Genomic DNA, 22,030 nt, shown 5'->3' with positions numbered 1-22,030 from the left:
TTCCAGATCAGTTTTATCTAGTACTTTGAAGTCTGGTTTCATTTGAAATAACGTTTAACAAGCATATCTGCTTCAACTGTATCGATAAACATTCTGTTCCTGGCCAGGATCTTCGCACCAACTGTTTGCTGATAATGTTCGATCAGGCTGGTCTTCGATTCAAAAACAACAATTCCGTCAAACTTGTGCTCAAAGCTTAACTTGCAAGCAAATGCTACAAGATTTCCGGCAACTCCCCGATACAATTTCGTCTGACCTTTATTGAAAGCAGCATTCTCCAGGAGATGCATATAAACGTGGTCTTCGTTAATACCTATACTTATCAATCCATGAATCAGATTAGGTTCGGCCAGCGTGACAAGTTTGTAGATTTCTCTTACTGGATTAGAAAGTTCTTTTTTCCAGTCAAATGCCCAGTTCTTTTTATTCAAACGCTCACCGTAAGGAATGCGTAACAGTTGCGTCTGAAAAACCTGATTTGTAAGTGCGTGTTCAATTGAATTTGTTAGTTTGTCAATTTCGAAATCCAGCATGTGTAATGTGTGTTGTTCAAGCAAAGATAAGATTAATCTAATGCCTGGCAACAAGCTTTTGGTATAACAGGTTACCCTAGTTAATCACCAGCAAATAAGCCGGTTGTTCACCCAATTCAGTCACTGATTTTGCGGGTAGCTGGATTGCTCCGTTTTTTACTTTTAATGCTTTTTTACTTCCTGCAAAGGTCACTTTTGCATTGGCGGCTAGCGTTAATCCTTCCGGTTTCAGGCTGGCTGGTAGCTTTTCTCCGGCATCTGCCAGATAGAATGCGTAAGTGGTGTTACCTTTTTTGGTATAAGCCCATTTGCCCTGACGGTACGGTGCCAGCGGCTTGGTCTCGTAAATCCCTGTTCCGTTTACATTCATCCATTTTCCTATTTCTTCCAGTCGCGCGTATGCTTCTTCGTGCCACTCTCCATCAGGCCCCGGCGCTACGTTAAGGAGCAGGTTTCCGCCTTTGGCGACAATATCCAACAGGGTATGTACAAGCTTCCGGGTAGATTTGAAGTTCTCTTTCGGGATGTAAGACCACGAGTCGCCCATTGTCATACAAGACTCCCACGGAATGGACATATAATGTTCAGGAATCGATTGCTCGGGTGTTACATAGTTTTCAAACTCGCCGGTAACAGTCCTGTCCACAACCAGCAAACCAGGCTGGTGCGAGCGTGCCATCTTGGCAATGCGTGCCATATCAATGTCCTGCTCGTAAGGAATGCTTTTCTGCCAGCTGATATTCGGGTCTATCGTGTTTAATGGACGTACCCAACCTCCGTCCAGCCAGAGAATGTCCACCGAGCCGTAGTCCGACATCAACTCTTCGATCTGGTTGTAAGTGAAATCCTTAAACTTTGTCCAGAGCTCGGGCCGCTTTTTGGGATCGTAAGAGGCATTGCGGTCTTTCGGCGGGAAGTACTTCCACCAGTAAAACTCGTTATTCCAGTCTGGTTTCGAGAAGTAGGTACCTGTCATGAAATCCTGGTTGCGGAATGCAGCCAGTACTTCCTTGGTTACGTTGCTTTTTGGATTTGATTTGAATGGCGTGTTCGTGATCTTATAGTCCGTGTACTTGGAGTCGAACATCGCAAATCCGTCGTGGTGTTTGGTAGTAAAAACCACATATTTCATCCCCGCATTCTTCGCAGCCTGCGCCCACCTTTCGGGATTGAATTTGACGGGATTGAAGGTTTGTGGTATCGCTTCGTAAGCTTTTTTATACTCGTACCAATCATGTGAATGCGGACCTCTGCGCTCGCACCAGCCTTCGTCTTCCGGGCAAAGCGACCACGATTCCACAATGCCCCATTGACTATACGTTCCCCAATGCATCAGCAAGCCGAATTTAACATCCTGCCACTTGCTGAGCTTTTGCTGCACAAGCGGATCTGTTGGTGCTACATACTTGGAATGGTCCTGCTCGGCATGTTGCTGCGCAAGGGACAGGTTTCCTAAAAGCAATCCCGAGAACAGGATTGCCGCAGATCGTAGTTTCATTGCGAAAAAATTAGTAACTGAATTATAAACGAGGTGACTGTCAGGCAAAATGGCTGTCCGCATTGAATACCTTTCCTTTTCCGCCTGTTTCGGTAACTGTGTAGTTAAAGCCTTTTTGAAGAGAATACGCGCCGACTTCCCCGTTTTTGTTGATTGCTATAAACCCTACCTGAAAAGTTTTCGCCTTTTCGGGATTGATCTTTACAATGCGTTCGATGGCTTTTTTGCATGCATCTTTTGGTGAAGCGCCGTTTCGCATCAGCTCCACGATGGTGTGGGTACCGCAAATGCGTATCACTTCTTCGCCCTGGCCTGAGCCCGTCGCAGCGCCTACTTCATTATCCACATATAATCCCGAGCCGATAATAGGGGAATCGCCCACACGACCGCGCATTTTGAAACCCATTCCACTTGTGGTACACATTCCCGACAGGTTGCCGGCGGCATCCATCGCGAGGGTGCCCATTGTATCGTGGTTTACCGAACCGTCTTCAAAGTGGCTGGGCGCAAAAGGGCCGTGGCCTTTTGGCTTGGATTGTTGATGTTCAATGTTGATAATGGGCTTGTATTCAGCTTTTTTCAACCATTCTTTATATGCTTTCGCAGCATCGGGCGACAATTCTCCTGATTCCAGCTTAAAGCCGCTTGCTACTGCAAACTGCTGCGCACCTTCGCCCGCCAGAAATACGTGCGGCGTGTTTTCCATCAGCTTCCTAGCGAGTGACGCCGGGTGTTTGACGCGCTCCACAAATGCAACTGAGCCGCAGTTGAACTTATCGTCCATGATGCAGGCGTCCAAAGTTACCCGTCCGTCCCGATCCGGATTTCCGCCCAGTCCGACACAGCAGTTCACTTCATTTTCCATCGCGATTGCCGCTTGTTCCACGGCATCCAAGGCTTTTCCTCCTTTTTCAAGCACCGGCCACGCTCCTCCATTTGCAATTTGCCCGCTGTCCCAGGTAGATATGACAATGGGCTTGTTGACCGGCTTGCTCCTGGCAAACAAATCGTTAACTCTTGTAAAAGGGAGTGCAAAAGCAGAAAGTTGGAGGAAAGACCGGCGGTTCGATTTCATAGAAGAGAGAAGATGTTTGGGAATAACTTTCTAAATATTTTAAAAATACCTTCGTATTAATTCAAATTTTTTCAAATATACTGGGCTAAGTTGTCCCGGCAAATGAAAATACAAAATTTCATTTGCATAAAGGCCCGTTGAAGAGTCAGGCACCTGCAACATTTTGTTTGTATTTTGATTTAACTGAAATTCGGAGTTCGAAATCACAATGACACCACTAAGATTGTCAGTCAGCTTAAATGCCGCCTTATCATGAACCTTCCTAAAAACAGTGTTGACGTAGCGATAAATGCTTACGGTAAACCTTATCAAACTGCAATGACATTGCTGACTTTGATGAAAGAATCAGGGCAATGGATCAATAAGATTTACTTTGTTGAGGAAGCGAAACAGCCCGAGCCTTCCAACTTCCAGTTTATTCTGGACTATCTCGGGGATAAAGTGGTCTACTACAAGCCAAGTCTCTGGCTTTGGACCAAAAATCTGAAATTCAACTTCCTTTTAAAACTGCCGTTTTTCCGACGTGCAATCCGGTACCAGTATGCGTGGGAGAAATCAAATGCGAAGTACCTGCTGGTGATGCATAATGACGTATATTTCAAGGCGGACCTCATTCAGGAATATCTTCGGCATATAGGCGATACTTCGGGAATCGGGCGTATCGGGCAGTGCTGGGGCTGTCCTGCATTCGAGGCGAAGCGTTGTAATCCGGATATCTATACCCTGTACAAACCAGGTTACGAAGAGGTAATGCAATTGGCTGCCGAATACCCGCAGGCGCGTACATCCACGTACACCGAGGTTGTCGATCCCGCCGCACCCTGGCCGCTTCCGGAATGCAGGCTGAATGAATATGTTGCGATGATCGATCTGGAGAAAACCAGAAAAGATACGTTGCCGGTTGGTAAAGGATCTGCATTCGGGAGCTATGACCGCCTTGATGTTGGCGTGAAATGGTTTGCTGACATGAACAATCTCGGGCATTCTTTCCGCCATTTTGACTACGATCCTTACGCTACCCATAGTTGGATCAGTATGAAAAACGCGGGTCACGATGCACTTTTCAATAAAGATCTGTATCAGTATGAAGAGTCTGTCGCATTGCAGCAGCTGGTCGACGAGTTTGGCTTTGACCCGAAATCAAAAACCTTCAAAAAATAACTGTCTGACTTATGGTGCTCGAAATCCGGGATCTTCATCAGCGATACGGCCACGTGGAGATCATTTCCATTGAGCACTTTCAGGTAAGCGGAGGTATTTACTGGATTCACGGAGGAAACGGCGCAGGGAAGTCTACCCTTTTCAGGACGCTGGCCGGAATGCTTCCATGTACCGGATCAGTTGTTATTGACGGGAAATACGATCTCAAAAAACATCCTGTAGATTATCGCTTACGACTCAATCTGGGCGAAGCAGAGCCGCTATATCCCTCGTTTCTCACTCCCCGTGACCTGATTGACTTTATAGCCGGCGCGAAGAAAGCGCCGGAAGGACAGGCTGCACATTTGATCGGAAAGCTTGGCATCAATTATCTCAACAATACATTTGGCAGCTGTTCCAGCGGAATGGTAAAGAAAGTGTCGCTGGCTGTGGCATTTCTGGGTAATCCCAAAATCATTATCCTTGATGAGCCGCTGATCACAATCGACCGCCAGGCCCGCGAAAACCTCTTTGACCTGATACGCGAGTATCGTGCCGCCGGAGTAACATTTTTGCTTTCATCACACCAGCCTTTTCAGCAGGAGGGTCTGCAGGTAAACGAAAGCTTTGCACTCAGTAATAAAACACTTGTTCCAATGCTATGAAAATGCTCCTGCTATCGACAGTATCGGAGTTTTTCAGGCGGCGCGCCGGTACATTTCTGGTGCTTATCGGCGTTCTGTTTGGATTTCTGAGCGGGGCGGAGCATTATGCATTTGCCACATTCTTCTTGACGGGAAATTATGGAATGCACTTTCTTTTCCTGTTGTGGCTTGGATACACGCTGGTATGCGCGCAATTTGTTAATCAGCTCTGGCAGCAGCCTGATTACACATTTATATACAACGCCCGGACCTGGCCAGCAGCACTTCGCGGGCAGCGACTCTTTATACTCGCACTGGGCTTTTTGCAACCCATATTGTACTACGGCATATATCTGGCTTCCATTGCTATTCAGGATAAAGTAATGGACAGGATCTGGCTTGCTCTTCCTATGTATGCTGCTCTCGCTATTTTGCTGGCTGCGGTAGCCGAGCGGCGGCTGCGTAATCCGGTAATGTATGTAAAAAGGAATGGCAGACGGATTTTCAGCATTCCGTTTCCCCGTCCGGCCTCGTGGCTGTACTGGATTTTTGAATGGCTGTTGCGGGAGCGTGGGATTACCTTGCTTGCTGGCAAAACCGGCGCGATACTTGTTGCAACGGGTACAATGCTGTACTATTCCACCGATCAGTACGACCTGCGGCTTCCGGCAATCGGACTGTCGCTTGCTTACCTGCTGAACTTCGGTATATCAATGGAACTATACCAATGGGAGAATGAGGTTTGCCTTTGGGAGAAGTCTATGCCGGTACCTGACCTGCGCCGGTTTTTGAGGGTGGCAGGTTTTCATGCGTTGCTGATTGTGCCCGAAACAATGGCAGCAATGCGGAATGCGGCACTAAGTTTTGCAGAGTTGTTGCAATTGTTTCTGCTCGGAGTTGCGCTTTTGACAGTCTCCCATTTGTATTTGTATAAAAAGCAAAGTCAGCCCGACGATCACCTCAAAGTATTTCTTTTCGGCTTTGTCGGACTGACTTTGTTGATTCTTTATAAAATCCCGTTGCTTATGCTGGCAGGAGCGGGAATGCTCTTTTCAATCTGGTTTTTCCCAAAGTGGTATAAAACCTGACTTACTTCGGCATCGACGGTCTAACTTCGATTTTGCTCGGCAAAGTCCGTGCAGGAAGTTTGATGAGGTCGCAAATGATCTGACCGATATCTTCCGGCTGAATTTTCCAGGCATCTTTGTCAGAAGGCTGGTGGTTGTTGAATTCACTGGCAACCGAGCCCGGCATAATGGTCGTAACGCGGATACCTGCGCTTCTCACGTCCAGCATCATCGCCTGCGAGAAGCCGACGAGGCCAAATTTGCTCGCATTGTAAGCAGTTCCATTTGCGAAAAAGTTGGTACCCGCAAGGCTGGCAATGTTGATAAAATATCCTTTTGTCTGGGTAAGTGCTTCTAAAGAAGCTTTTGCACTATAAAAAACACCTGTCAGGTTGATATCAATGGTTTCCTGCCATTGTTCCGGCGTCAACTCTGCGATCGGCGCAAAATGGCCGACGCCTGCATTCGCGATGAAATAATCGAGCTGTCCCCATTTATCTATTACCGCCTTAACTGCATTTTGCTGCGATTCGAAGCTTCTTACATCGGATTCAATCCCGATCGCGGCGCCTTCCCGGATCTGGTTGAGCTGTGCGGCTGCTTTTTCGGCATTTTCCTTTGAGCGGCTGGTAATTGCCACCTGGATACCTTCTTTAATCAATACTTCTGCGATCCCGAAGCCAATTCCTTTTGAGCCCCCAGTAATCAGTGCGGTTTTAGTAGTTTCTGCCATCAGTTTTAAGAGTTGTGATAAATAAATGCAAAAAGGTAACAGCCGTAAACCTGATAAGGTTTGTCACAACGGCATATTTCTAAGTTTCAGCCAACTTCCCCTGTTCAGTAAAATGTGGCTGTTTTTTACTTCATAATATCTAAAACCCTATTTTTGCCAACCATTATTTTTTTGTCAGATTTTTAAACCATCTATGAAAATAGTAGAAAACAAGGTCGCGCTGGTGACCGGTGCCTCCCGTGGAATTGGACGTTCAATTGCTTTGCGTTTGGCAGAAGAAGGCGCTGATGTGGCTTTTACCTATCTATCAAGTGTAGAAAAAGGCGAGGCGCTTACCAAGGAACTCGAAGCATTTGGTGTAAGAGCGAAGGGTTACCGTTCCGACGCGGCCAATTTTCAACAGGCTGAACAGCTCGTAACCGATGTAGTGGCCGACTTCGGTAAACTTGACGTGCTGATTAACAATGCCGGTGTAACCCGCGACGGACTGTTAATGCGGATGAGCGAGGAGCAATGGGATACCGTTATCAACATTAACCTGAAATCTGTTTTCAACCTCACAAAGGCGGCAACAAAAAGCATGATCCGCGCCAAGAGCGGCTCTATCATTAATATTACTTCAGTTGTAGGGATCAGCGGTAATGCAGGCCAGTCCAACTACGCTGCTTCGAAGGCGGGTATCATTGGTTTTACCAAATCAATCGCGCTGGAACTGGGCTCCCGCAATATCAGGTCCAATGCAGTAGCACCCGGCTTTATCGAAACCGAAATGACCGGCGCAGTAGAGTCCAAGGCAGTGGAAGAATGGAAGCAATCCATTCCGATGAAACGCGGAGGACAGCCCGAAGAAGTGGCCGATGCATGCGTATTCCTCGCCTCAGACTTATCCAGGTACATTACCGGGCAGGTACTTCAGGTAGATGGTGGTATGTTAACATAGTGTCTTTCTTCGTTTGTAAAATAGCTGGCGGTTTCATTGTATATTGTAAACATTGCCAGCTATTGACTCCGAGCACATGCGGTCCGAACTGATCTTTCAAACTCCTTACTGGTTTATTCTCTTTTGCCTGGCAGCGGGAATGCTGTATGCTTTCCTGCTTTACCAGCCAATTGCTTCCTGGGGTAAAAAGTGGAACTACATTCTGGCTGCATTTCGTGGGATTACCGTTGCGCTAATCTGCTTTCTGCTGCTCAGTCCGCTGGTCAGAAAGACGGAAACTTCCATTGACAAAGCCAAAATTGTATTTGCAATAGACAATTCGGAGTCTGTCGGTGCGTATGGAAAAGAGATCATGAAAGCAGTGGCGGAAGCATCTGCCCAGCTGGCAGCTTCGGGGTTTGAAGTGGGAATTGAAACCCTGGACCAGCAGGCAAAGCAGCTTTCGGCAGATTCTATCCGCTTTGACAAAAACAAAACAGACCTCACCGGAATGCTCCAGACGATCCGGAGTAATTACGAAGGCAGGAACTTGACTGACGTAATACTGGTATCTGACGGTATCGTAAACCAGGGCGTTTCACCGGCTTATAACCGATTTCCATTCCGTATCAGCACGCTTGCAGTAGGGGATACTGTTCCTGATCTGGATATCCGTATCAAAGATGTGGTCAATAACAGGATCGCGTATTTGGGAAATGAATTCCCGATCCGCGCTGAAATTGCTGCAAACGGGCTTGCGGGTAAATCCACTACAGTCACTTTGAAACAAAATGGCCGGGTAATCCAGAGCCAGAATGTAGCGATAGATCGTGCCGATTTCTTCAAGGCAGTGGATTTTAAAGCTACTTCTACCCAGAAAGGCGTACAGCATTTTACATTGGAAATAGGTGCAGTCTCCGGAGAAACTTCCAGGCGGAATAATACCCGTGATGTTTACATTGATATTATCGACGGGAAACAGAAAATCCTGTTAATGGCACTCGCGCCGCATCCCGATATTAAAAGTTTGCGCAGCGTGATCGAGGCGAATGAAAATTACGAGCTGGATATCAATATCCTGTCTATTTCAACAACGCCGCCGGCCGCAACCAAACCGTACGATCTTGTCATTTTGCACCAGATCCCGAATGTACTGGGACTTGGTAATGCACAGATCCGCAAATTTATTGATGCCAAAACACCTTTGTTTTTCATATTGGGAAACCAATCCGCTGTGCCACTGGCCAATTCGCTGAACCGTTCGCTTACGATCAATACAGCGAGTAACCAGATCGACAAGGTAACAGCCCGTTTTAACCCGGCCTTTCAACAACTGAATTTTGATACGGAAAGCTTGAAGATATTAGAAAGGCTTCCGCCGCTTTCGGTCCCATTCGGCGAATACAATCTGTCATCGGGAACTGAAACGATCCTTTTCCAGAAAGTAGGTACATTAAATACGCAAAAACCGCTGCTTGTGCTCAATACCAGTGGCGAGCAGAAGATTGCCGTGCTGGCAGGAGAGGGAATCTGGCAATGGCGGCAGGAAGAATTTGCGCAAACCAATAAGCAGGATGTAGTCGATAACCTGTTCCAGAAGCTGATCCAGGTACTTTCACTGAGGGAAGATAAACGGAAGTTCAGGGTATATCCGACACGGAACGAATTTGAGGCTGGTGAGCAGGTGACTTTCCAGACAGAGATTTACAATGATATTTACGAGCCTATTTTTGGTCAGGAAGTGAAGCTGGATATTACAGACGAAAAAGGAAAAGCAAGGCAATTTACATATACACATACCGCCGAGTCGCCGCGGTTCAACATCAGCGGGCTTTCAGACGGCGTTTATCGCTATACTGCGTCTGCTGCATTGCGCGGCGGGCAGGAGAAGGCGGCGGGGCAGTTTGTTGTGAGGAATGTGGATCTTGAACTTAATAATACAACCGCAGATTTTGGAATGCTCCGGGAACTGGCCGGTCGCTCAGGCGGGGCGTTTATCATGCCCGCGTCACTAACGTCCTATGTTGAAAAGCTGAAAGCTGACAGACCTGCTGACCGTCTCGACAGCTCCGAAGAAATGGTGGAGCTGATCTATTTAAAATGGCTGTTTTTTCTGCTGATACTGCTACTCGGCGCTGAATGGGGATTAAGAAAGTATCATGGCGGGTATTAGAAGTATATTGTTAGCCATTTTTCTCTGTCTTATCCTAACCAGGCCAGGCTTTTCCCAGCAAGCAGATTCGTTACTTCTACCGAACAAGCCGGATACTACACAGGAACAACGCCCGAATTATGCGATGCTGCGCGGGATCTTTGCGGCACAGTCTGCACTGTACCTGGGTACGATCTACGGGCTGAGCAAATCCTGGTACAAACAGCCGCTTACCCACTTTACAATTGAGGATGATACCCGCGAGTGGCTGCAAATGGACAAAGTGGGGCACGTTTACACATCGTACCAGATAGCACGTCACACTGCGGCTCTTTACAAGAAAACGGGCATTTCAAAACGGCAGATGCTGATTTACGGCGCTATCTCGGGCGTTATTTTTCAGACTCCCATTGAAATCCTCGACGGCTTCTCACCCGATTACGGATTTTCGCCCGGCGATATGATAGCCAACCTGGCAGGTTCGGTGTTGTACCTCGGGCAGGTTGCATTGTGGGACGAAGTTCGCATCCATCCCAAGTATTCTTTCCATGCGACGCCACTTTCGAAAGTCCGGCCGGAGCTGTTGGGGAGTTCCCTGACTGAAAGCTGGTTGAAGGATTATAATGGTCAGATTTACTGGTTGTCGGCCAGTCCGCGCTCCTTCTTTCCGGAGAGTAAATGGCCTGAGTGGCTATGTTTTTCAGTCGGTTACGGTATTCAGGATATGGTTTCGGCAGAGCCACGCAAAAGCATAGAAATGGGCTACCGGCCTTACCGGCAGTACTATTTGTCGCTGGATATAGATCTGACCAAGATCAAAAGCAAGAGTAAATTTGTTCGTACGATCGGGTTCCTTGTTAACTCGTTGAAAATACCGGCGCCTGCATTACAGTTCAGCAGGAACGGAATTGGATTTAAGCCGTTATACTTTTAGGCGGCAGGGAAAAACGATGATTTAAATAGTATATCAATGAATATTGGAGATAAAGTTAGGTTGGTACATGGACGTGAGGAAGGCATTATCTATGCTTTCCTGCCTGGAAATGTGGTTGAAATTGAGATCGAAGACGGATTCCGCATTCCGGTACTTCGTAATGAGGTTGTGACGATTTCCCCTGTTGAATCCCAGCGGATGCAGAAAGACAGGGAATTAGTGAAGGCGAGTGCAAAATCTGACGTGATCGTTCCGCGGAATGCACCGTTTGCGGAGAAGGGGATTTACATGGCTTTTGTTTCCATAAATGATAAGTCGCTTACCGTGCATTTGGTGAACAATACAGACTGGATACTTCCGTTTACCGCATCTTCCGTTGGCAATCAGGTACAAACGGGATTGGCTGCGGGCGTTTTACTACCTCGTCAGTCGCAAAAGCTGACCGAAGTTTTGATGAAAGATTTTGAGGAATGGCCTGTATTTGACTTTAATATCCTGTATTTCAGAGAAGGTAAGTACACACTTCCACAGCCTCTGAACAAGAGGATCAAATGCCGCGCGCAATCTTTTTATAAAAGCAAGAAAAAGGCACCTGTTCTGGACAAGGAAGCATTTGTTTATCAGCTGGATGAAGAGAGTTTGAAAAAGGAGCTTATTCCATCAGATATTGATGCTGCAGCTTTGAAGGAAAGTATGCTAAGAGGAACGGAAAGGGAGGAAGTGAAAGTAGGGAAGCCCCAGGAGATTGTTGATCTGCATATTGAGAAGCTTATCGAAGATCCTTCGCGTATTTCCAAGGATAGTATCGTCAAAACTCAACTCAACGTTTTTGAGGAAAACCTGGAAAAGGCGATTGCAAACGGAATGGAAGAAATTACATTTATCCATGGCGCAGGCAGCGGCGCATTGAAGAATGAACTGCACAAGCGGCTGAGCAAAAACAGGCACGTCGCATATTTTAAAGATGCATTAAAAGATAAATTCGGATACGGTGCTACGCTCGTCAAAATCAAGTAACCTGCTGGTCAGGATATTATATGTTTCGTTGTTGTCGGCAATTATGTGGAGCAGCTGGCAATGTCGCTCAAAAAGTACCTCCCCGCAAGCACCTATGGAAGAATATAAGTATTCGGATAAGGAAATTCAGAATGAGAAGCATTTGTCGGTTTTAAATATCCCGATAGAGATTCCGGTTTCAGAAATCGAGACGCAGATTAATGCCAAGATCAAGGGATTGATTTACGAAGATAATAGTTACGAGGACGAGGATAACGACAATCTCAAGGCCAAAGTCTGGAAAATCAGTCCGATCCGCGTTGTAGCAATTGATTCTTCGTTCCTTTTTGAGGTTCCGCTGAAAATCTGGGTAAGTGCCGGTTATAAGGTTAGTCCGCTGGGTATCACAATGTCCGGTTATAAAGACACGGAATTTTCCATTAAAATCAGACTGATATCGAAAATCGGGATTTTGCCCAACTGGCAGATCAAGTCTGAAACCTATGTGGATAGCTACGACTGGATCTCGGATCCGAGCATTAAGGTGGCAGGATTGAACATTCCGATCAAAAGTATGGCGAGCCGGTTGCTGAACAAGAATTTTGACAAGATTACCGAAGCAATCGACGAAGAAGTTGCTAAAAACCTGGAACTCAAAAAGAATGCAGAGCTGGCGTGGAACATCGCCCGCCAGCCGGTTATGCTCGCCGAAGAGTTTGATACCTGGCTTGTTGTAGTGCCGACAGGCATTGTAATGACGCCGCTTTTGGCAAAGAACAATGTGATCCGCGCGGTACTCGGTATCAAGGGATACACGCAAACCATCACTTCGGCTACCAAACCCAGTGTAACAGCAGTAGCCAAGCTGCCGAATCTGCAAATCAGTCCCAAGGTCACCGAAGATTTCAAGGTCGGTCTGATCAGTCTGGTTTCCTACGAAGACGCCGCCCGTCTTGCCACTGCTAAGTTTGCGGGAGAGACGTTCTCTTTCCTCGGGGGACAGTACAAAGTAGAGGTTACCTCTGTTGAAATGTATGGCCAGAATGACAAATTGGTGATCAAGGCAGGATTGAAAGGAAGTATGTCGGGCTTTATCTACCTGAAAGGTGTGCCGTACTACGACCCAGCCACGCAGCAACTGTCGCTTAAAGGGCTTGACTATGATTTGGATACCCGCAATGCAATCGTCAAAACGGCCGGCTGGCTTTTGCAGGGACAGTTCAGCAGAATGATGGAAAAGAAGATGATTTTCCCGGTAGGAGAGCAGATTGCTGAAGCCAAAAAGACGATCCAGAAGGCACTGAGTAACTATAAAGTTACAGACGGAGTGACATTAAAAGGAACGCTTTCCGACATTCAGCCAGACAAGGTTTACCTGACTCCAAAACATCTTTATTCTGTCGTATTTGCGCAAGGAAGGGTAAATTTGCGTGTCGACGGATTGAAAGGAATTTGAGTCAAAACTGTCATAATTGTACGTATAGGTACCATAATTTTTGCTTTTTATAATAAATTGACTGTCGATGAAAGAAGTTATTTGTTAGCTTTGTGGTCAGAGGAAAGGAGTGAGCTGTCCTACCGCTGCGGTATTTTTACCGGAGAGGAAAGTCCGGGCAGCGCAGAGCGCCGTACTTCCTAACAGGAAGGCAAAAAGTTGGGAACGGCTTTTTTGACAGCAAGTGCCACAGAAATGATACCGCCTTGGCATGTTTTTTATAGGTTGAGGTAAGGGTGAAATGGTGGGGTAAGAGCCCACCGACCGGCTGGCGACAGGCGGGGCAAGGTAAACCTTACGGGCTGAAAGATCAAATAGGTGTTGGTTTGCGGGGCTGCTCGTCCCCGTTCTTCGGAACGCCGGCACGGGTAGATCGTTAGAGGTCCAGGGCGACCTGGATCCTGGATAAATGGTAGGAGTTTTCGGGCACTCAGGTGCACGGAGAAACAGAATCCGGCTTATAGGCTTGCCCCTTTTTTCTTGTTTTTAGTAAATTTTTATAGTGCAATATTGAATCACATAACGCGTGTTTCCCATGAAGAAAAAGAATCTTTACGTTGCTTTGCTTTGTTTGTCCCTGCTGAGTTTGGATACGTTTGCCCAGAATCGAACGTATGATGGACCCAACAAAATGAATACCTGGTCCATTACCGGATATGGAGGGATTACAAAATTCTTCGGTGATTTATCGCAATACAACGGCTTCAGACGCGGAGACAGAGAAGTTCTCACCGGCGGATGGGGTCTTTCTGTTAACAAGCAATTGTCGCCGATTTTCGGTGTTCAGATAGTAGGGTATAATGGACGTTTACAAGGAGCGAAGGATAATCACCTGAGTTCTCTTTCTAACAGAACATATAGCGCTACATTTAACAGCCCATCTTTTGTTCAGGTGACACTTGATGGAACTATGAATTTGAATCGCCTATTGTTAGGTTACAAAAAGCTGTTAAGGTGGAAATTTGACGCTCACTTAGGTGCTGGTATCATTTACTACCACACTGATATTGACTGGACTGACGTAAATACTGGTCAGGTAGGCAACTTCTCAACTAACACTGATGCGAGTTCTAAAACTGCTGGTAAATGGGAGCGTAATGGTTCTACTTACACTCGTGAATGGGTGGTTCCAGCAGGATTTACTTTACACTACGAACTTACTCCACGCTTTGATCTTGGACTTGACTATACCCATAACTTTGTAAATACCGAGAAAATCGACGCGACAGTGGGCGGTTTGAGTGACTACGATTCTCAGCAAGGTATCTGGACATTTGCAAAAGGAGATTCTAAAAATGACTCTTACGGAATGTTGTCTCTTGCACTGACTTACAAATTAGGCAAGAATGCAGTAAGAGCAAAAGGAGGTAAGTATGATGCTGCAAGCGGACGCTATCACCTGCGCTGGGCTAACCCACAATCTTTGATCCCTGTACCTTACAACCCAACAATGGAAGATGCAGATTCAATTGCAAAAGCGAATATGCCTAAGCCTGTTGACCCACGTCTTTACACAGATTCTGACGGTGACGGTGTAGCTGATTTGTTTGACAAAGAACCGAATACTCCTGCTGGTAGCATTGTTTCAGGTGGTGGTGTAGCACTTGATATTGACAAAATCATCAGAGACGCTATTAAAAACAACCTTCCGAAAGACGAATGCGAAGCGTTGTTCAGCAATATCGAATTTGATACTGACAAAGCAATCATCCGCAATCCTTCAAAAGAAACATTGAGCAAAGTGGTTGAGCTGTTGAATATGCGTACCAACTGCCGCATAGTTCTGGTAGGTCACACGGATGCACGTGCTTCTGACAGCTATAACGTATCACTATCCCGCCGCCGCGTTGACGCAGCTAAGAGATTCCTGGTTCGTGCTGGTTTGACAGATCCTAGCCGTATCATCGCTGAATACTACGGTGAGTACCGCCCGATCGCAGAGAACACAACTGTGGAAGGTTTGCAGTCTAACCGTCGCGTTGAAATCAAAATATTGCCAAATAACTCAATCCGCTCAACTTATCCTGCTGGTTTCCGCAGATAATCGGATTGAAGATATGAAAAAGGGAAGGCTGCAAAGTCTTCCCTTTTTTTATGGCCACTATTTAGAAACAGAGGATAATTTCATACCTTTGCACCCTGTTTAATCAAGGGACGAGTTCCCGCTATAACAAATTCAAAATGGCAGTTAAAATCAGGTTAGCGCGTCGTGGACGCAAAAAGAAAGCGATCTATGATATCGTAGTCGCAGATGCCAGAGCACCACGTGATGGTCGCTTCATCGAAAAATTGGGTATTTACAACCCAGGTACAAATCCTGCTTCCATCGTATTGGAATCAGCTAAAGCAGTTGACTGGCTTTTGAAAGGAGCTCAACCAACTGATACAGCACGTTCTATTTTGCAACATGAAGGTGTAATGCTTCGCAAGCACTTGCAAGTTGGTGTTTTGAAAGGTGCAATTACTCAAGAAGTTGCAGATACACGTTTTGAAGAGTGGAAAGGATCAAAAACAGAGCGTAAAGCTACTGCTGCTGATACTTTGACCCAACAAAAAGATGCTGACAAGCAAGCGAAACTGGATGCAGAACGCAAAGTAAACCAGGCTCGTGCAGAAGCTATCGCTAAGAAAAACACGCCTCCTGCTGAACCAGTTGCTGAAACTGAAGAAGTGGCAGAAGGAGAAGTTTCTGATGCAGCTGAAACCGAAGCACCAGCTGAGGAATCTGCTGAATAATTATTGCTTCTATATCATTATGGGTCTGTCGGTAACTCCGTACAGACTCATACTTTTTTATACTCACCCTAATTGATATTATCCATGACACAGGATAATTGCTTTTTACTGGGATATATCGTCAGAACACACGGAACTGCAGGTAACGTGGTGTTTTACCTGGACGTTGACTATCCTGATGATTACGAAGATCTTGAAACTGTTTACGTCGAAATAAAAGGCGATCTGGTTCCTTACTTTATAGAGGATATCAATATTCAAAAGCAGGGCAATGCGATTGTCGCGCTGGAAGAAGTGAATACCATGGCTAAGGCGCAGGCTTTGGTGGGTAGCTCTTTATACCTGCCGCTTGAAGATCTTGAAGAACTTGGCGGGGAGAATTTTTACTACCACGAGATCAAAGGATATACAGTTATTGATCAAACTGCCGGTGAGCTGGGAATCGTGCGGGAGGTGTATTCTTTGAATGGACAGGATTTGATTGCAATGGATTACGAAGGTACCGAAGTACTGATCCCGACTGCGAACGAGATAGTACAGCGCGCCGACAAGGAGACCAAGCAATTACTTGTGAACCTGCCGGAAGGATTACTGGAAGTGTACCTGTCCAAAGACTCAGACTCAGAAAACATTCCGGATGATGCGGATTGATATATTAACCTGTGTGCCGGCGCTGCTCGAAAGCTTTTTTGCGCATTCCATCCTTAAACGCGCCCAGCAAGCTGGTCACGCGGAAGTGAAGGTTCATGATATCCGGGATTATTCTACCAATAAGCACCGTACAATTGACGACTATGCATTTGGTGGTGGAGCCGGAATGGTAATGCAGATCGAGCCGATCGCGCGTTGCATTCAGGCGTTACAAGCCGAGCGGGAATATGACGAGATCATTTACCTCACTCCCGATGGCGCATTATTGAATCAAAAAGCAGTTAACCAACTTTCCTTAAAGGGAAACCTGATCTTGCTTTGCGGGCATTACAAGGGAGTTGATCAGCGCGTGCGCGATTTGTTTGTTACTAAGGAGATCAGTATCGGAGACTATGTACTTTCGGGAGGAGAGCTCGCTGCTGCTGTACTTGCCGATGCTATCATCAGGCTGGTTCCCGGTGTTTTAAATGACGAAACTTCCGCATTAACCGATTCATTCCAGGATAACCTGCTTGCTCCACCCGTGTACACGCGACCTGCTGACTATGAAGGTCACAAAGTGCCGGATATTTTAATGTCCGGGCACGAGGCTAATATCGAGGAATGGCGCTATGAACAGGCGCTTAAAAGAACAAGAGAACGCAGGCCTGATCTGCTCGATTAACTGCAACCCAGCCTGAGATGTATTAAAAGTCCAGGCTGCAATTGATCCATTCATTATCGAAATTGGTGCCGTACTTCCGGTAAAAGCCGACTGCTGAGGTATTCCAGTCGAGCACCTGCCAGAGCATACCGGTGCAACCCGTTTGTTTCGCAGCCGAAACCGTTGCATCAAAGAGGATCTTTCCGATCCCATTTCCCCGCATCGATTCCGTCACGATGATATCTTCCATATACAATCGCTTTCCCTTCCAGGTCGAATACCGGTAATAGTAAAGCGACAATCCGATAATCTTGGAATCTGATTCGGCCACAAAAAAGTCGTACAGCTTTTCGTGGTAATCCCGCGTCATTTTCTCAACATTATTGGTGACCTGGTTTAAAGCTCTTTCATAGATCGCCAGTTCTTTTACCAACTCAAAAATGGCTGGTATATCCTCTACTTTCCCTTGCCTGGTTGAAATGTTCATTTGTATATTTTTATTCTTAAAACACCTTTGAATCGAGAATATACCTGTTTTTACTAATAGTTTAGATAGTTTTCCCACTTTTCCAGGATCGTTTGAAAGCCGGCAGGAAGCTCGGTGTCAAACTGGATCCATTCTCTGGATATCGGATGTACAAACCCCAGTGACTTTGCGTGGAGCGCCTGGCCGGGCAGTTGCTGAAAGCAGCTTTCTACCATTCCCTTATAACTCCCGCTGGAAACGCTCCGAAGGATTTTATCCCCGCCATAAACAGGGTCATTGAAAATCGGGTGACCAATGTGTTTCATATGCGCCCTGATCTGATGAGTCCTACCTGTTTCCAGGTTGCATTTGATTAGTGAAACATAACGCAGCGGCTTAATTACTTCGTAATGCGTAACCGCAAGTTTTCCGGAACTTCCATCCGGAAAAACGTCCATTACCCTCCGGTCACGCACGCTTCTTCCTACATTGCCGGTAATTGTCCCGTTAGCTTCTTTCATTTCACCCCAAACCAGGGCATAGTAAGTCCGTTCAATGGTATGATCGGAAAACTGTTTGGCGAGAAACGTCATCGCAAACTCGGTTTTGGCGATGACCAGCAAACCGGAAGTATCCTTGTCGATCCGGTGTACGAGCCCCGGCCTTCCTTCACCATTGCGGCCGGTAGGAAGTTGCTGAAAGTGATAAACAAGCCCGTTAATCAGGGTACCTGTCCAATTTCCGTAAGCCGGATGTACAACCATTCCGGTTGGTTTGTTGACAATCAGGAGTACCTCATCTTCATAGATGATGTCCAGGGGAATGTTTTCCGGCAAAATCTCCGTGTCACGGGGAGGCTGTGGCAGGGAGAGGGTAATAACATCGAGCGGCTTGACCTTGTAACTTGCTTTCGACGTTTGCCCGTTTACCTTTACCGCTTCCGCCTCGATACCATTTTGTATTTTTGTCCGCGACGCATTTGCAACGTGCAAATTGAGGTATTTGTCCAACCTGATAGGTCCCTGCCCTTTATCGGCTACGATCCGGTAATGTTCAAACAGATCATCTTCTTCTGGGATTTCAATAAGGTCTTCGGACATTTGCAGTTTAATTGGACAAGCAACAAAAATATCAAAATAAGTGGATTTATCGGGTCATTTACTTCCCACACCTCTGCAGGAGCTGCTTGACGACAGGTTAGTAAAAGCCGGTATTCAGGTCTTTGTAAAACGTGACGACCTCGTGCATCCCGAAGTTTCAGGTAACAAATGGAGGAAGCTGAAATATGTATTAAGGGAAGTGGAGGAGCGGGGTTTAAGCAAAGTACTGACCTTTGGCGGGGCTTATTCTAACCACTTATATGCAGTGGCCGCGGCGGGTTCAGCAATGGGTCTGGAAACGATTGGGATTGTAAGAGGGGAGCAGCCTGTCGAAGAGAGTGCCACATTGCAGTTTTGCCGGCACAAAGGTATGCAGCTGGATTTTGTATCGAGGGAACAGTACAAGCAGCGGCAAGCTCCCGACTACCTGGTCAGCCTTTCGGAAGAGTTCGATAACCCCTATATGATCCCCGAAGGGGGAACAACTGCTCTGGCACTTCCCGGTGTAAGGGAAATGGTGGCCGAGGTAGCTGCTCAGTTGGGAAAGTCGCCGGATTGTTTTTGTGTAGCTGCCGGCACAGGCGGCACCGCGGCAGGGATACTTTCTTCCGGCGCTAATGTACTTGCATTTCCTGTTCTGAAAGGCGGCCGATTTCTCCGGGACGATATTGCAGCTCTTACCAGTGGCCTCGCCAATAAAGGAAGCCTTGAATTGCAGACTGACTACCATTTTGGAGGTTATGCCAAATGGAACGCCGAACTGCTGACTTTTATTGATGATTTCAAGAGCAGGTTTGGCATTCAGTTAGAGCAGGTATATACGGGCAAAATGTTCTTTGGTCTTTTTGATTTAGTTCAAAAAGGCTATTTTCCGCGGGGATCGGTCGTTGTTGCGGTGCATACCGGCGGGTTGCAAGGTTTGCTCAGGAGATAGCGCTGGTCATTGCTTCCGTATTGTCGGAAGTTTTGGTATTTACAAATTCTTTAATCAGGTCCCTGTCGCCGGCTATCCAGAGCACATCGTGGTTTTCAATAACCATCGACGAATCGGGGTTCAGGATGCGTTCACCATTTCTTTCCAGTCCGACGATCATTCCATGCGTTTTCTCTCTGATGCCGCTGTTCCTGATTGATTTCCCGCGGATATTATATTCATTTCTGACCTCAATCCTTTCCAGTACGACTGTATCCTCGTGCGCCATATAAACGTCACCCGTGGTACTGATTTCGACGTGGCCCCGGAACATATCCAGCTGGTCGTCGGTACCGATTACCTCTATGCGGTCGCAGGGATAGAGTACCTCTGTGGGTTTTGGTAAATAAATCGTCTTGCTTCCCCGCTCGATCAAAACGACGTTAATGCCAAAATTCTCCCTGATTTTTAGCTCCTGTAAAGTCTTTCCTATCAGGTTGGAATCGGGGCTTACTTCAAGAAACGCGAAGTGTGCGTCCCAGGGGAGTAATATCCGCTTCGATTTCCCGCTGCCTTCCAGTTGTCTTGCATTCAGGTTTTGTAAAAAACGATCTTCGATCTTGCTGTAAAAAAGCTGCAACCTTCTGTAAAAAATAGCAAAACCGAGTATCATAATTGCTGCGGCGACAGTCAATGCAGTTGGCGTTGCAAAGAAGGAATTAAGCAGAAATCCCATCAGGATAATCGCGACCAATACGCGGGACAGTTCAAGTAGGAGCAATGGGCCTCGGCTGTATTTGCGGCTCAGCCAGATAGCAGAATAGGCTTTGCGGTTAGAGCGCTTGAAGATCAGCGCCCACAGGAATGGGGAGATAAGCAGGAAGGTAATCCCGAACAGCACCGAGTTGGTAATGTAATTTTCAGGAATTTTGGTATGAAGCTGATCAGCGAGCTGGCGTGAAGAAGCAAGAATAATCCCGACGACAACCACCGAGTTCAGTACCACCGTTTGTGCATAAGCTTTCAGGATTTCCTGCCACTGGGTTGTTTGCGTAATGGTAACTGTGCTGGAACTGTACCTGTTGAGGTAATGCCGCCATTTCTCAGGCAAATGCTTCTCAAACCAATTGTAAAATGGTTCAGAAGCTTTCATCATGTAGGGTGTTGTAAATGTGGTGATAACAGATACCCCTACGGCGATAGGATAAAGGAAGTTGCTGGTAACGTGCAGGGACAAGCCGAGATTGGCGATAATAAACGAAAACTCACCGATTTGCGAAAGGCTCATTCCCGATTGCATGGACTTTTTTAGAGGTTGCCCGGAGATAACCGCCCCCATTGTTACAAATGCTGTTTTTCCCGCAATTACAACAAACACCAGGATCATCGTGGGTACTGCATATTCTATCAGCAGGCCCGGATTGATCAGCATACCTACGGAAATAAAAAACACCGCTCCGAAAAGATCTTTCAGCGGTTTCAGCAGGTGCTCAATTTTTTCAGCGTGTGTGGTTTCGGCCAGAATGGAACCCATGATAAACGCGCCTAGTGCAGCTGAAAATCCGGCCTGTGTAACCAGGAAGACCATTCCAAAACATAGCGCGACCGAAGTAATCAGTACGCTTTCGTCATTCATCAGGTTGCGGTACTTTCTTAGCAATGTAGGAAAGACGAAAATCCCTCCTAAAAACCAGAGCGTCAGGAAGAAGAACAGTTTCAGAATGGACTGCAGCAATTCGTATCCCGCAAACTGCTGGCTGATTGATAAGGTGGAAAGCAAAACCATCAGCAACACCGCTGTAAGGTCTTCGATCACCAGAATGCCAAGTACGACGCGGGTGAATTTCTGGGTCTTTATTCCCAGTTCATCAAAGGCCCGGAAAATGATTGTTGTGGATGAAATAGCTATAATACCACCAAGGAAAAGGCTATCTGTTTTGCTCCAACCCATCAGCTGTCCCGTGACAAAGCCGGTGATCAGCATCATACTAACTTCAAAAAGACCGGTTATTGCAGCAGTGTTACCTACCTTGACAAGCTTTTTAAAACTAAACTCGAGACCGAGATTGAAAAGCAAAAAGATAACCCCTATTTCCGCCCAGATTTCAATCGTCTTGATATCTGTGATGGTGGGAAACAAATGAAAGTTAGGACCTACAAGTAATCCGGCCAATATATAACCCAGCACAATCGGCTGCTTCAGTTTTTTGAAGATGAGGGTAATCACCCCCGCCATTGTGAGTATTAATGATAGGTCTACGATCAGTTGAGGAACATGCGTCATGAAGGATTGGGTTGTGGGATGTCAATGAAAGATCAATAAAATACAAAAAGC

20 protein-coding genes and 1 other RNA gene are annotated in these 22,030 nt (G+C 46.5%); 14 read left to right on the top strand and 7 right to left on the bottom strand.

All coding sequences use genetic code 11. The features are described from left to right. Positions 1 to 38: 38 nt before the first annotated feature. The 3 genes from AC1XTG_RS19135 to AC1XTG_RS19125 all read right to left on the bottom strand — a co-directional run bounded on the left by AC1XTG_RS19135 (position 39) and on the right by AC1XTG_RS19125 (position 3,106). Positions 39 to 533 carry a hypothetical protein gene (locus AC1XTG_RS19135; protein WP_484843049.1) on the bottom strand — a complete coding sequence of 165 codons (495 nt, stop codon included), beginning with the start codon at positions 531 to 533 and terminating at the stop codon, positions 39 to 41. Positions 534 to 609: 76 nt separating this feature from the next. After that, positions 610 to 2,031: an alpha-L-fucosidase gene (locus AC1XTG_RS19130; protein ID WP_484843048.1), complete on the bottom strand. Its 1,422-nt coding sequence runs from the start codon at positions 2,029 to 2,031 to the stop codon at positions 610 to 612. Between the two features lie 40 nt (positions 2,032 to 2,071). Then, positions 2,072 to 3,106: an isoaspartyl peptidase/L-asparaginase family protein gene (locus AC1XTG_RS19125; protein ID WP_484843047.1), complete on the bottom strand. Its 1,035-nt coding sequence runs from the start codon at positions 3,104 to 3,106 to the stop codon at positions 2,072 to 2,074. A 252-nt stretch (positions 3,107 to 3,358) separates the two neighbouring features. Between AC1XTG_RS19125 and AC1XTG_RS19120 the strand changes: the two genes are divergently transcribed. The 3 genes from AC1XTG_RS19120 to AC1XTG_RS19110 are packed head-to-tail and all read left to right on the top strand — an operon-like array spanning position 3,359 to position 5,978. Next, on the top strand, positions 3,359 to 4,267 hold the full coding sequence (locus tag AC1XTG_RS19120; RefSeq protein WP_484843046.1) for a hypothetical protein: 909 nt from the start codon (positions 3,359 to 3,361) through the stop codon (positions 4,265 to 4,267). An 11-nt stretch (positions 4,268 to 4,278) separates the two neighbouring features. Then, positions 4,279 to 4,911 carry an ABC transporter ATP-binding protein gene (locus AC1XTG_RS19115; protein WP_484843045.1) on the top strand — a complete coding sequence of 211 codons (633 nt, stop codon included), beginning with the start codon at positions 4,279 to 4,281 and terminating at the stop codon, positions 4,909 to 4,911. Continuing rightward, on the top strand, positions 4,908 to 5,978 hold the full coding sequence (locus tag AC1XTG_RS19110) for a hypothetical protein (RefSeq protein WP_484843044.1): 1,071 nt from the start codon (positions 4,908 to 4,910) through the stop codon (positions 5,976 to 5,978). The genes AC1XTG_RS19115 and AC1XTG_RS19110 overlap by 4 nt, the downstream gene beginning before the upstream one ends. 1 nt (position 5,979) lies before the next feature. Here AC1XTG_RS19110 and AC1XTG_RS19105 read toward each other — a convergent pair whose 3' ends face one another. Continuing rightward, positions 5,980 to 6,690: an SDR family oxidoreductase gene (locus AC1XTG_RS19105; protein WP_484843043.1), complete on the bottom strand. Its 711-nt coding sequence runs from the start codon at positions 6,688 to 6,690 to the stop codon at positions 5,980 to 5,982. A 193-nt stretch (positions 6,691 to 6,883) separates the two neighbouring features. Between AC1XTG_RS19105 and fabG the strand changes: the two genes are divergently transcribed. From fabG to trmD, 10 genes are all read left to right on the top strand, one after another. Beyond that, positions 6,884 to 7,630 carry a 3-oxoacyl-[acyl-carrier-protein] reductase gene (fabG, locus tag AC1XTG_RS19100; RefSeq protein WP_056285239.1) on the top strand — a complete coding sequence of 249 codons (747 nt, stop codon included), beginning with the start codon at positions 6,884 to 6,886 and terminating at the stop codon, positions 7,628 to 7,630. A gap of 76 nt (positions 7,631 to 7,706) precedes the next feature. Continuing rightward, positions 7,707 to 9,782 carry a VWA domain-containing protein gene (locus AC1XTG_RS19095; protein ID WP_484843042.1) on the top strand — a complete coding sequence of 692 codons (2,076 nt, stop codon included), beginning with the start codon at positions 7,707 to 7,709 and terminating at the stop codon, positions 9,780 to 9,782. Continuing rightward, the gene (locus tag AC1XTG_RS19090) at positions 9,769 to 10,695 is read left to right on the top strand and encodes a DUF2279 domain-containing protein (RefSeq protein WP_484843041.1); all 927 of its coding nucleotides are present in this window, start codon (positions 9,769 to 9,771) and stop codon (positions 10,693 to 10,695) included. Before AC1XTG_RS19095 ends, AC1XTG_RS19090 begins: the two co-directional genes overlap by 14 nt. A gap of 36 nt (positions 10,696 to 10,731) precedes the next feature. Beyond that, entirely contained in the window at positions 10,732 to 11,712 is a 981-nt protein-coding gene (locus AC1XTG_RS19085; RefSeq protein ID WP_056285232.1) for a Smr/MutS family protein, read from the top strand. A gap of 94 nt (positions 11,713 to 11,806) precedes the next feature. Beyond that, positions 11,807 to 13,147: a DUF4403 family protein gene (locus AC1XTG_RS19080; RefSeq protein WP_484843040.1), complete on the top strand. Its 1,341-nt coding sequence runs from the start codon at positions 11,807 to 11,809 to the stop codon at positions 13,145 to 13,147. Positions 13,148 to 13,253: 106 nt separating this feature from the next. Next, positions 13,254 to 13,663: RNase P RNA component class A (gene rnpB, locus AC1XTG_RS19075), an RNA gene on the top strand. A 154-nt stretch (positions 13,664 to 13,817) separates the two neighbouring features. Then, a complete protein-coding gene (locus AC1XTG_RS19070) occupies positions 13,818 to 15,230 on the top strand; it encodes an OmpA family protein (protein WP_229238628.1) in 1,413 nt (470 codons plus the stop codon). A gap of 137 nt (positions 15,231 to 15,367) precedes the next feature. Next, on the top strand, positions 15,368 to 15,922 hold the full coding sequence (locus AC1XTG_RS19065; RefSeq protein ID WP_056285226.1) for a 30S ribosomal protein S16: 555 nt from the start codon (positions 15,368 to 15,370) through the stop codon (positions 15,920 to 15,922). Between the two features lie 84 nt (positions 15,923 to 16,006). Further along, positions 16,007 to 16,573, top strand: a complete 567-nt coding sequence (gene rimM, locus AC1XTG_RS19060) for a ribosome maturation factor RimM (RefSeq protein WP_056285223.1) — start codon at positions 16,007 to 16,009, stop codon at positions 16,571 to 16,573. After that, complete coding sequence (gene trmD, locus AC1XTG_RS19055; RefSeq protein WP_056286472.1) at positions 16,563 to 17,237, top strand: tRNA (guanosine(37)-N1)-methyltransferase TrmD; 675 nt, start codon at positions 16,563 to 16,565, stop codon at positions 17,235 to 17,237. Before rimM ends, trmD begins: the two co-directional genes overlap by 11 nt. Positions 17,238 to 17,259: 22 nt before the next feature. Here the strand turns inward: trmD and AC1XTG_RS19050 are convergent, their stop codons facing one another. After that, on the bottom strand, positions 17,260 to 17,703 hold the full coding sequence (locus AC1XTG_RS19050) for a GNAT family N-acetyltransferase (RefSeq protein WP_056285219.1): 444 nt from the start codon (positions 17,701 to 17,703) through the stop codon (positions 17,260 to 17,262). Between the two features lie 53 nt (positions 17,704 to 17,756). Further along, on the bottom strand, positions 17,757 to 18,782 hold the full coding sequence (locus tag AC1XTG_RS19045; RefSeq protein ID WP_484843039.1) for an RluA family pseudouridine synthase: 1,026 nt from the start codon (positions 18,780 to 18,782) through the stop codon (positions 17,757 to 17,759). Positions 18,783 to 18,822: 40 nt separating this feature from the next. Between AC1XTG_RS19045 and AC1XTG_RS19040 the strand changes: the two genes are divergently transcribed. Then, on the top strand, positions 18,823 to 19,716 hold the full coding sequence (locus AC1XTG_RS19040; protein WP_484843038.1) for a 1-aminocyclopropane-1-carboxylate deaminase/D-cysteine desulfhydrase: 894 nt from the start codon (positions 18,823 to 18,825) through the stop codon (positions 19,714 to 19,716). Here the strand turns inward: AC1XTG_RS19040 and AC1XTG_RS19035 are convergent. Continuing rightward, on the bottom strand, positions 19,706 to 21,979 hold the full coding sequence (locus AC1XTG_RS19035) for a monovalent cation:proton antiporter family protein (protein ID WP_484843037.1): 2,274 nt from the start codon (positions 21,977 to 21,979) through the stop codon (positions 19,706 to 19,708). The two genes, AC1XTG_RS19040 and AC1XTG_RS19035, sit on opposite strands and share 11 nt — an antisense overlap. Between the last annotated feature and the right edge of the window lie 51 nt (positions 21,980 to 22,030).

It is taken from the genome of Dyadobacter sp. HNCC25DJ183, from assembly GCF_056895175.1.
This window is presented reverse-complemented; position numbering and strand designations above follow the sequence as displayed.

Bases quoted from the DNA above. Each gene is read 5' to 3' on its own strand.
- AC1XTG_RS19090 (WP_484843041.1), top strand. From the start codon at position 9,769: ATGGCGGGTATTAGAAGTATATTGTTAGCCATTTTTCTCTGTCTTATC.
- AC1XTG_RS19095 (WP_484843042.1), top strand. From the start codon at position 7,707: ATGCGGTCCGAACTGATCTTTCAAACTCCTTACTGGTTTATTCTCTTT.
- AC1XTG_RS19120 (WP_484843046.1), top strand. From the start codon at position 3,359: ATGAACCTTCCTAAAAACAGTGTTGACGTAGCGATAAATGCTTACGGT.
- AC1XTG_RS19070 (WP_229238628.1), top strand. From the start codon at position 13,818: ATGAATACCTGGTCCATTACCGGATATGGAGGGATTACAAAATTCTTC.
- AC1XTG_RS19130 (WP_484843048.1), bottom strand. From the start codon at position 2,031: ATGAAACTACGATCTGCGGCAATCCTGTTCTCGGGATTGCTTTTAGGA.
- AC1XTG_RS19050 (WP_056285219.1), bottom strand. From the start codon at position 17,703: ATGAACATTTCAACCAGGCAAGGGAAAGTAGAGGATATACCAGCCATT.
- fabG (WP_056285239.1), top strand. From the start codon at position 6,884: ATGAAAATAGTAGAAAACAAGGTCGCGCTGGTGACCGGTGCCTCCCGT.
- AC1XTG_RS19110 (WP_484843044.1), top strand. From the start codon at position 4,908: ATGAAAATGCTCCTGCTATCGACAGTATCGGAGTTTTTCAGGCGGCGC.
- AC1XTG_RS19065 (WP_056285226.1), top strand. From the start codon at position 15,368: ATGGCAGTTAAAATCAGGTTAGCGCGTCGTGGACGCAAAAAGAAAGCG.
- trmD (WP_056286472.1), top strand. From the start codon at position 16,563: ATGCGGATTGATATATTAACCTGTGTGCCGGCGCTGCTCGAAAGCTTT.
- AC1XTG_RS19115 (WP_484843045.1), top strand. From the start codon at position 4,279: ATGGTGCTCGAAATCCGGGATCTTCATCAGCGATACGGCCACGTGGAG.
- AC1XTG_RS19135 (WP_484843049.1), bottom strand. From the start codon at position 533: ATGCTGGATTTCGAAATTGACAAACTAACAAATTCAATTGAACACGCA.
- AC1XTG_RS19105 (WP_484843043.1), bottom strand. From the start codon at position 6,690: ATGGCAGAAACTACTAAAACCGCACTGATTACTGGGGGCTCAAAAGGA.
- rimM (WP_056285223.1), top strand. From the start codon at position 16,007: ATGACACAGGATAATTGCTTTTTACTGGGATATATCGTCAGAACACAC.
- AC1XTG_RS19035 (WP_484843037.1), bottom strand. From the start codon at position 21,979: ATGACGCATGTTCCTCAACTGATCGTAGACCTATCATTAATACTCACA.
- AC1XTG_RS19125 (WP_484843047.1), bottom strand. From the start codon at position 3,106: ATGAAATCGAACCGCCGGTCTTTCCTCCAACTTTCTGCTTTTGCACTC.
- AC1XTG_RS19045 (WP_484843039.1), bottom strand. From the start codon at position 18,782: ATGTCCGAAGACCTTATTGAAATCCCAGAAGAAGATGATCTGTTTGAA.
- AC1XTG_RS19085 (WP_056285232.1), top strand. From the start codon at position 10,732: ATGAATATTGGAGATAAAGTTAGGTTGGTACATGGACGTGAGGAAGGC.
- AC1XTG_RS19080 (WP_484843040.1), top strand. From the start codon at position 11,807: ATGGAAGAATATAAGTATTCGGATAAGGAAATTCAGAATGAGAAGCAT.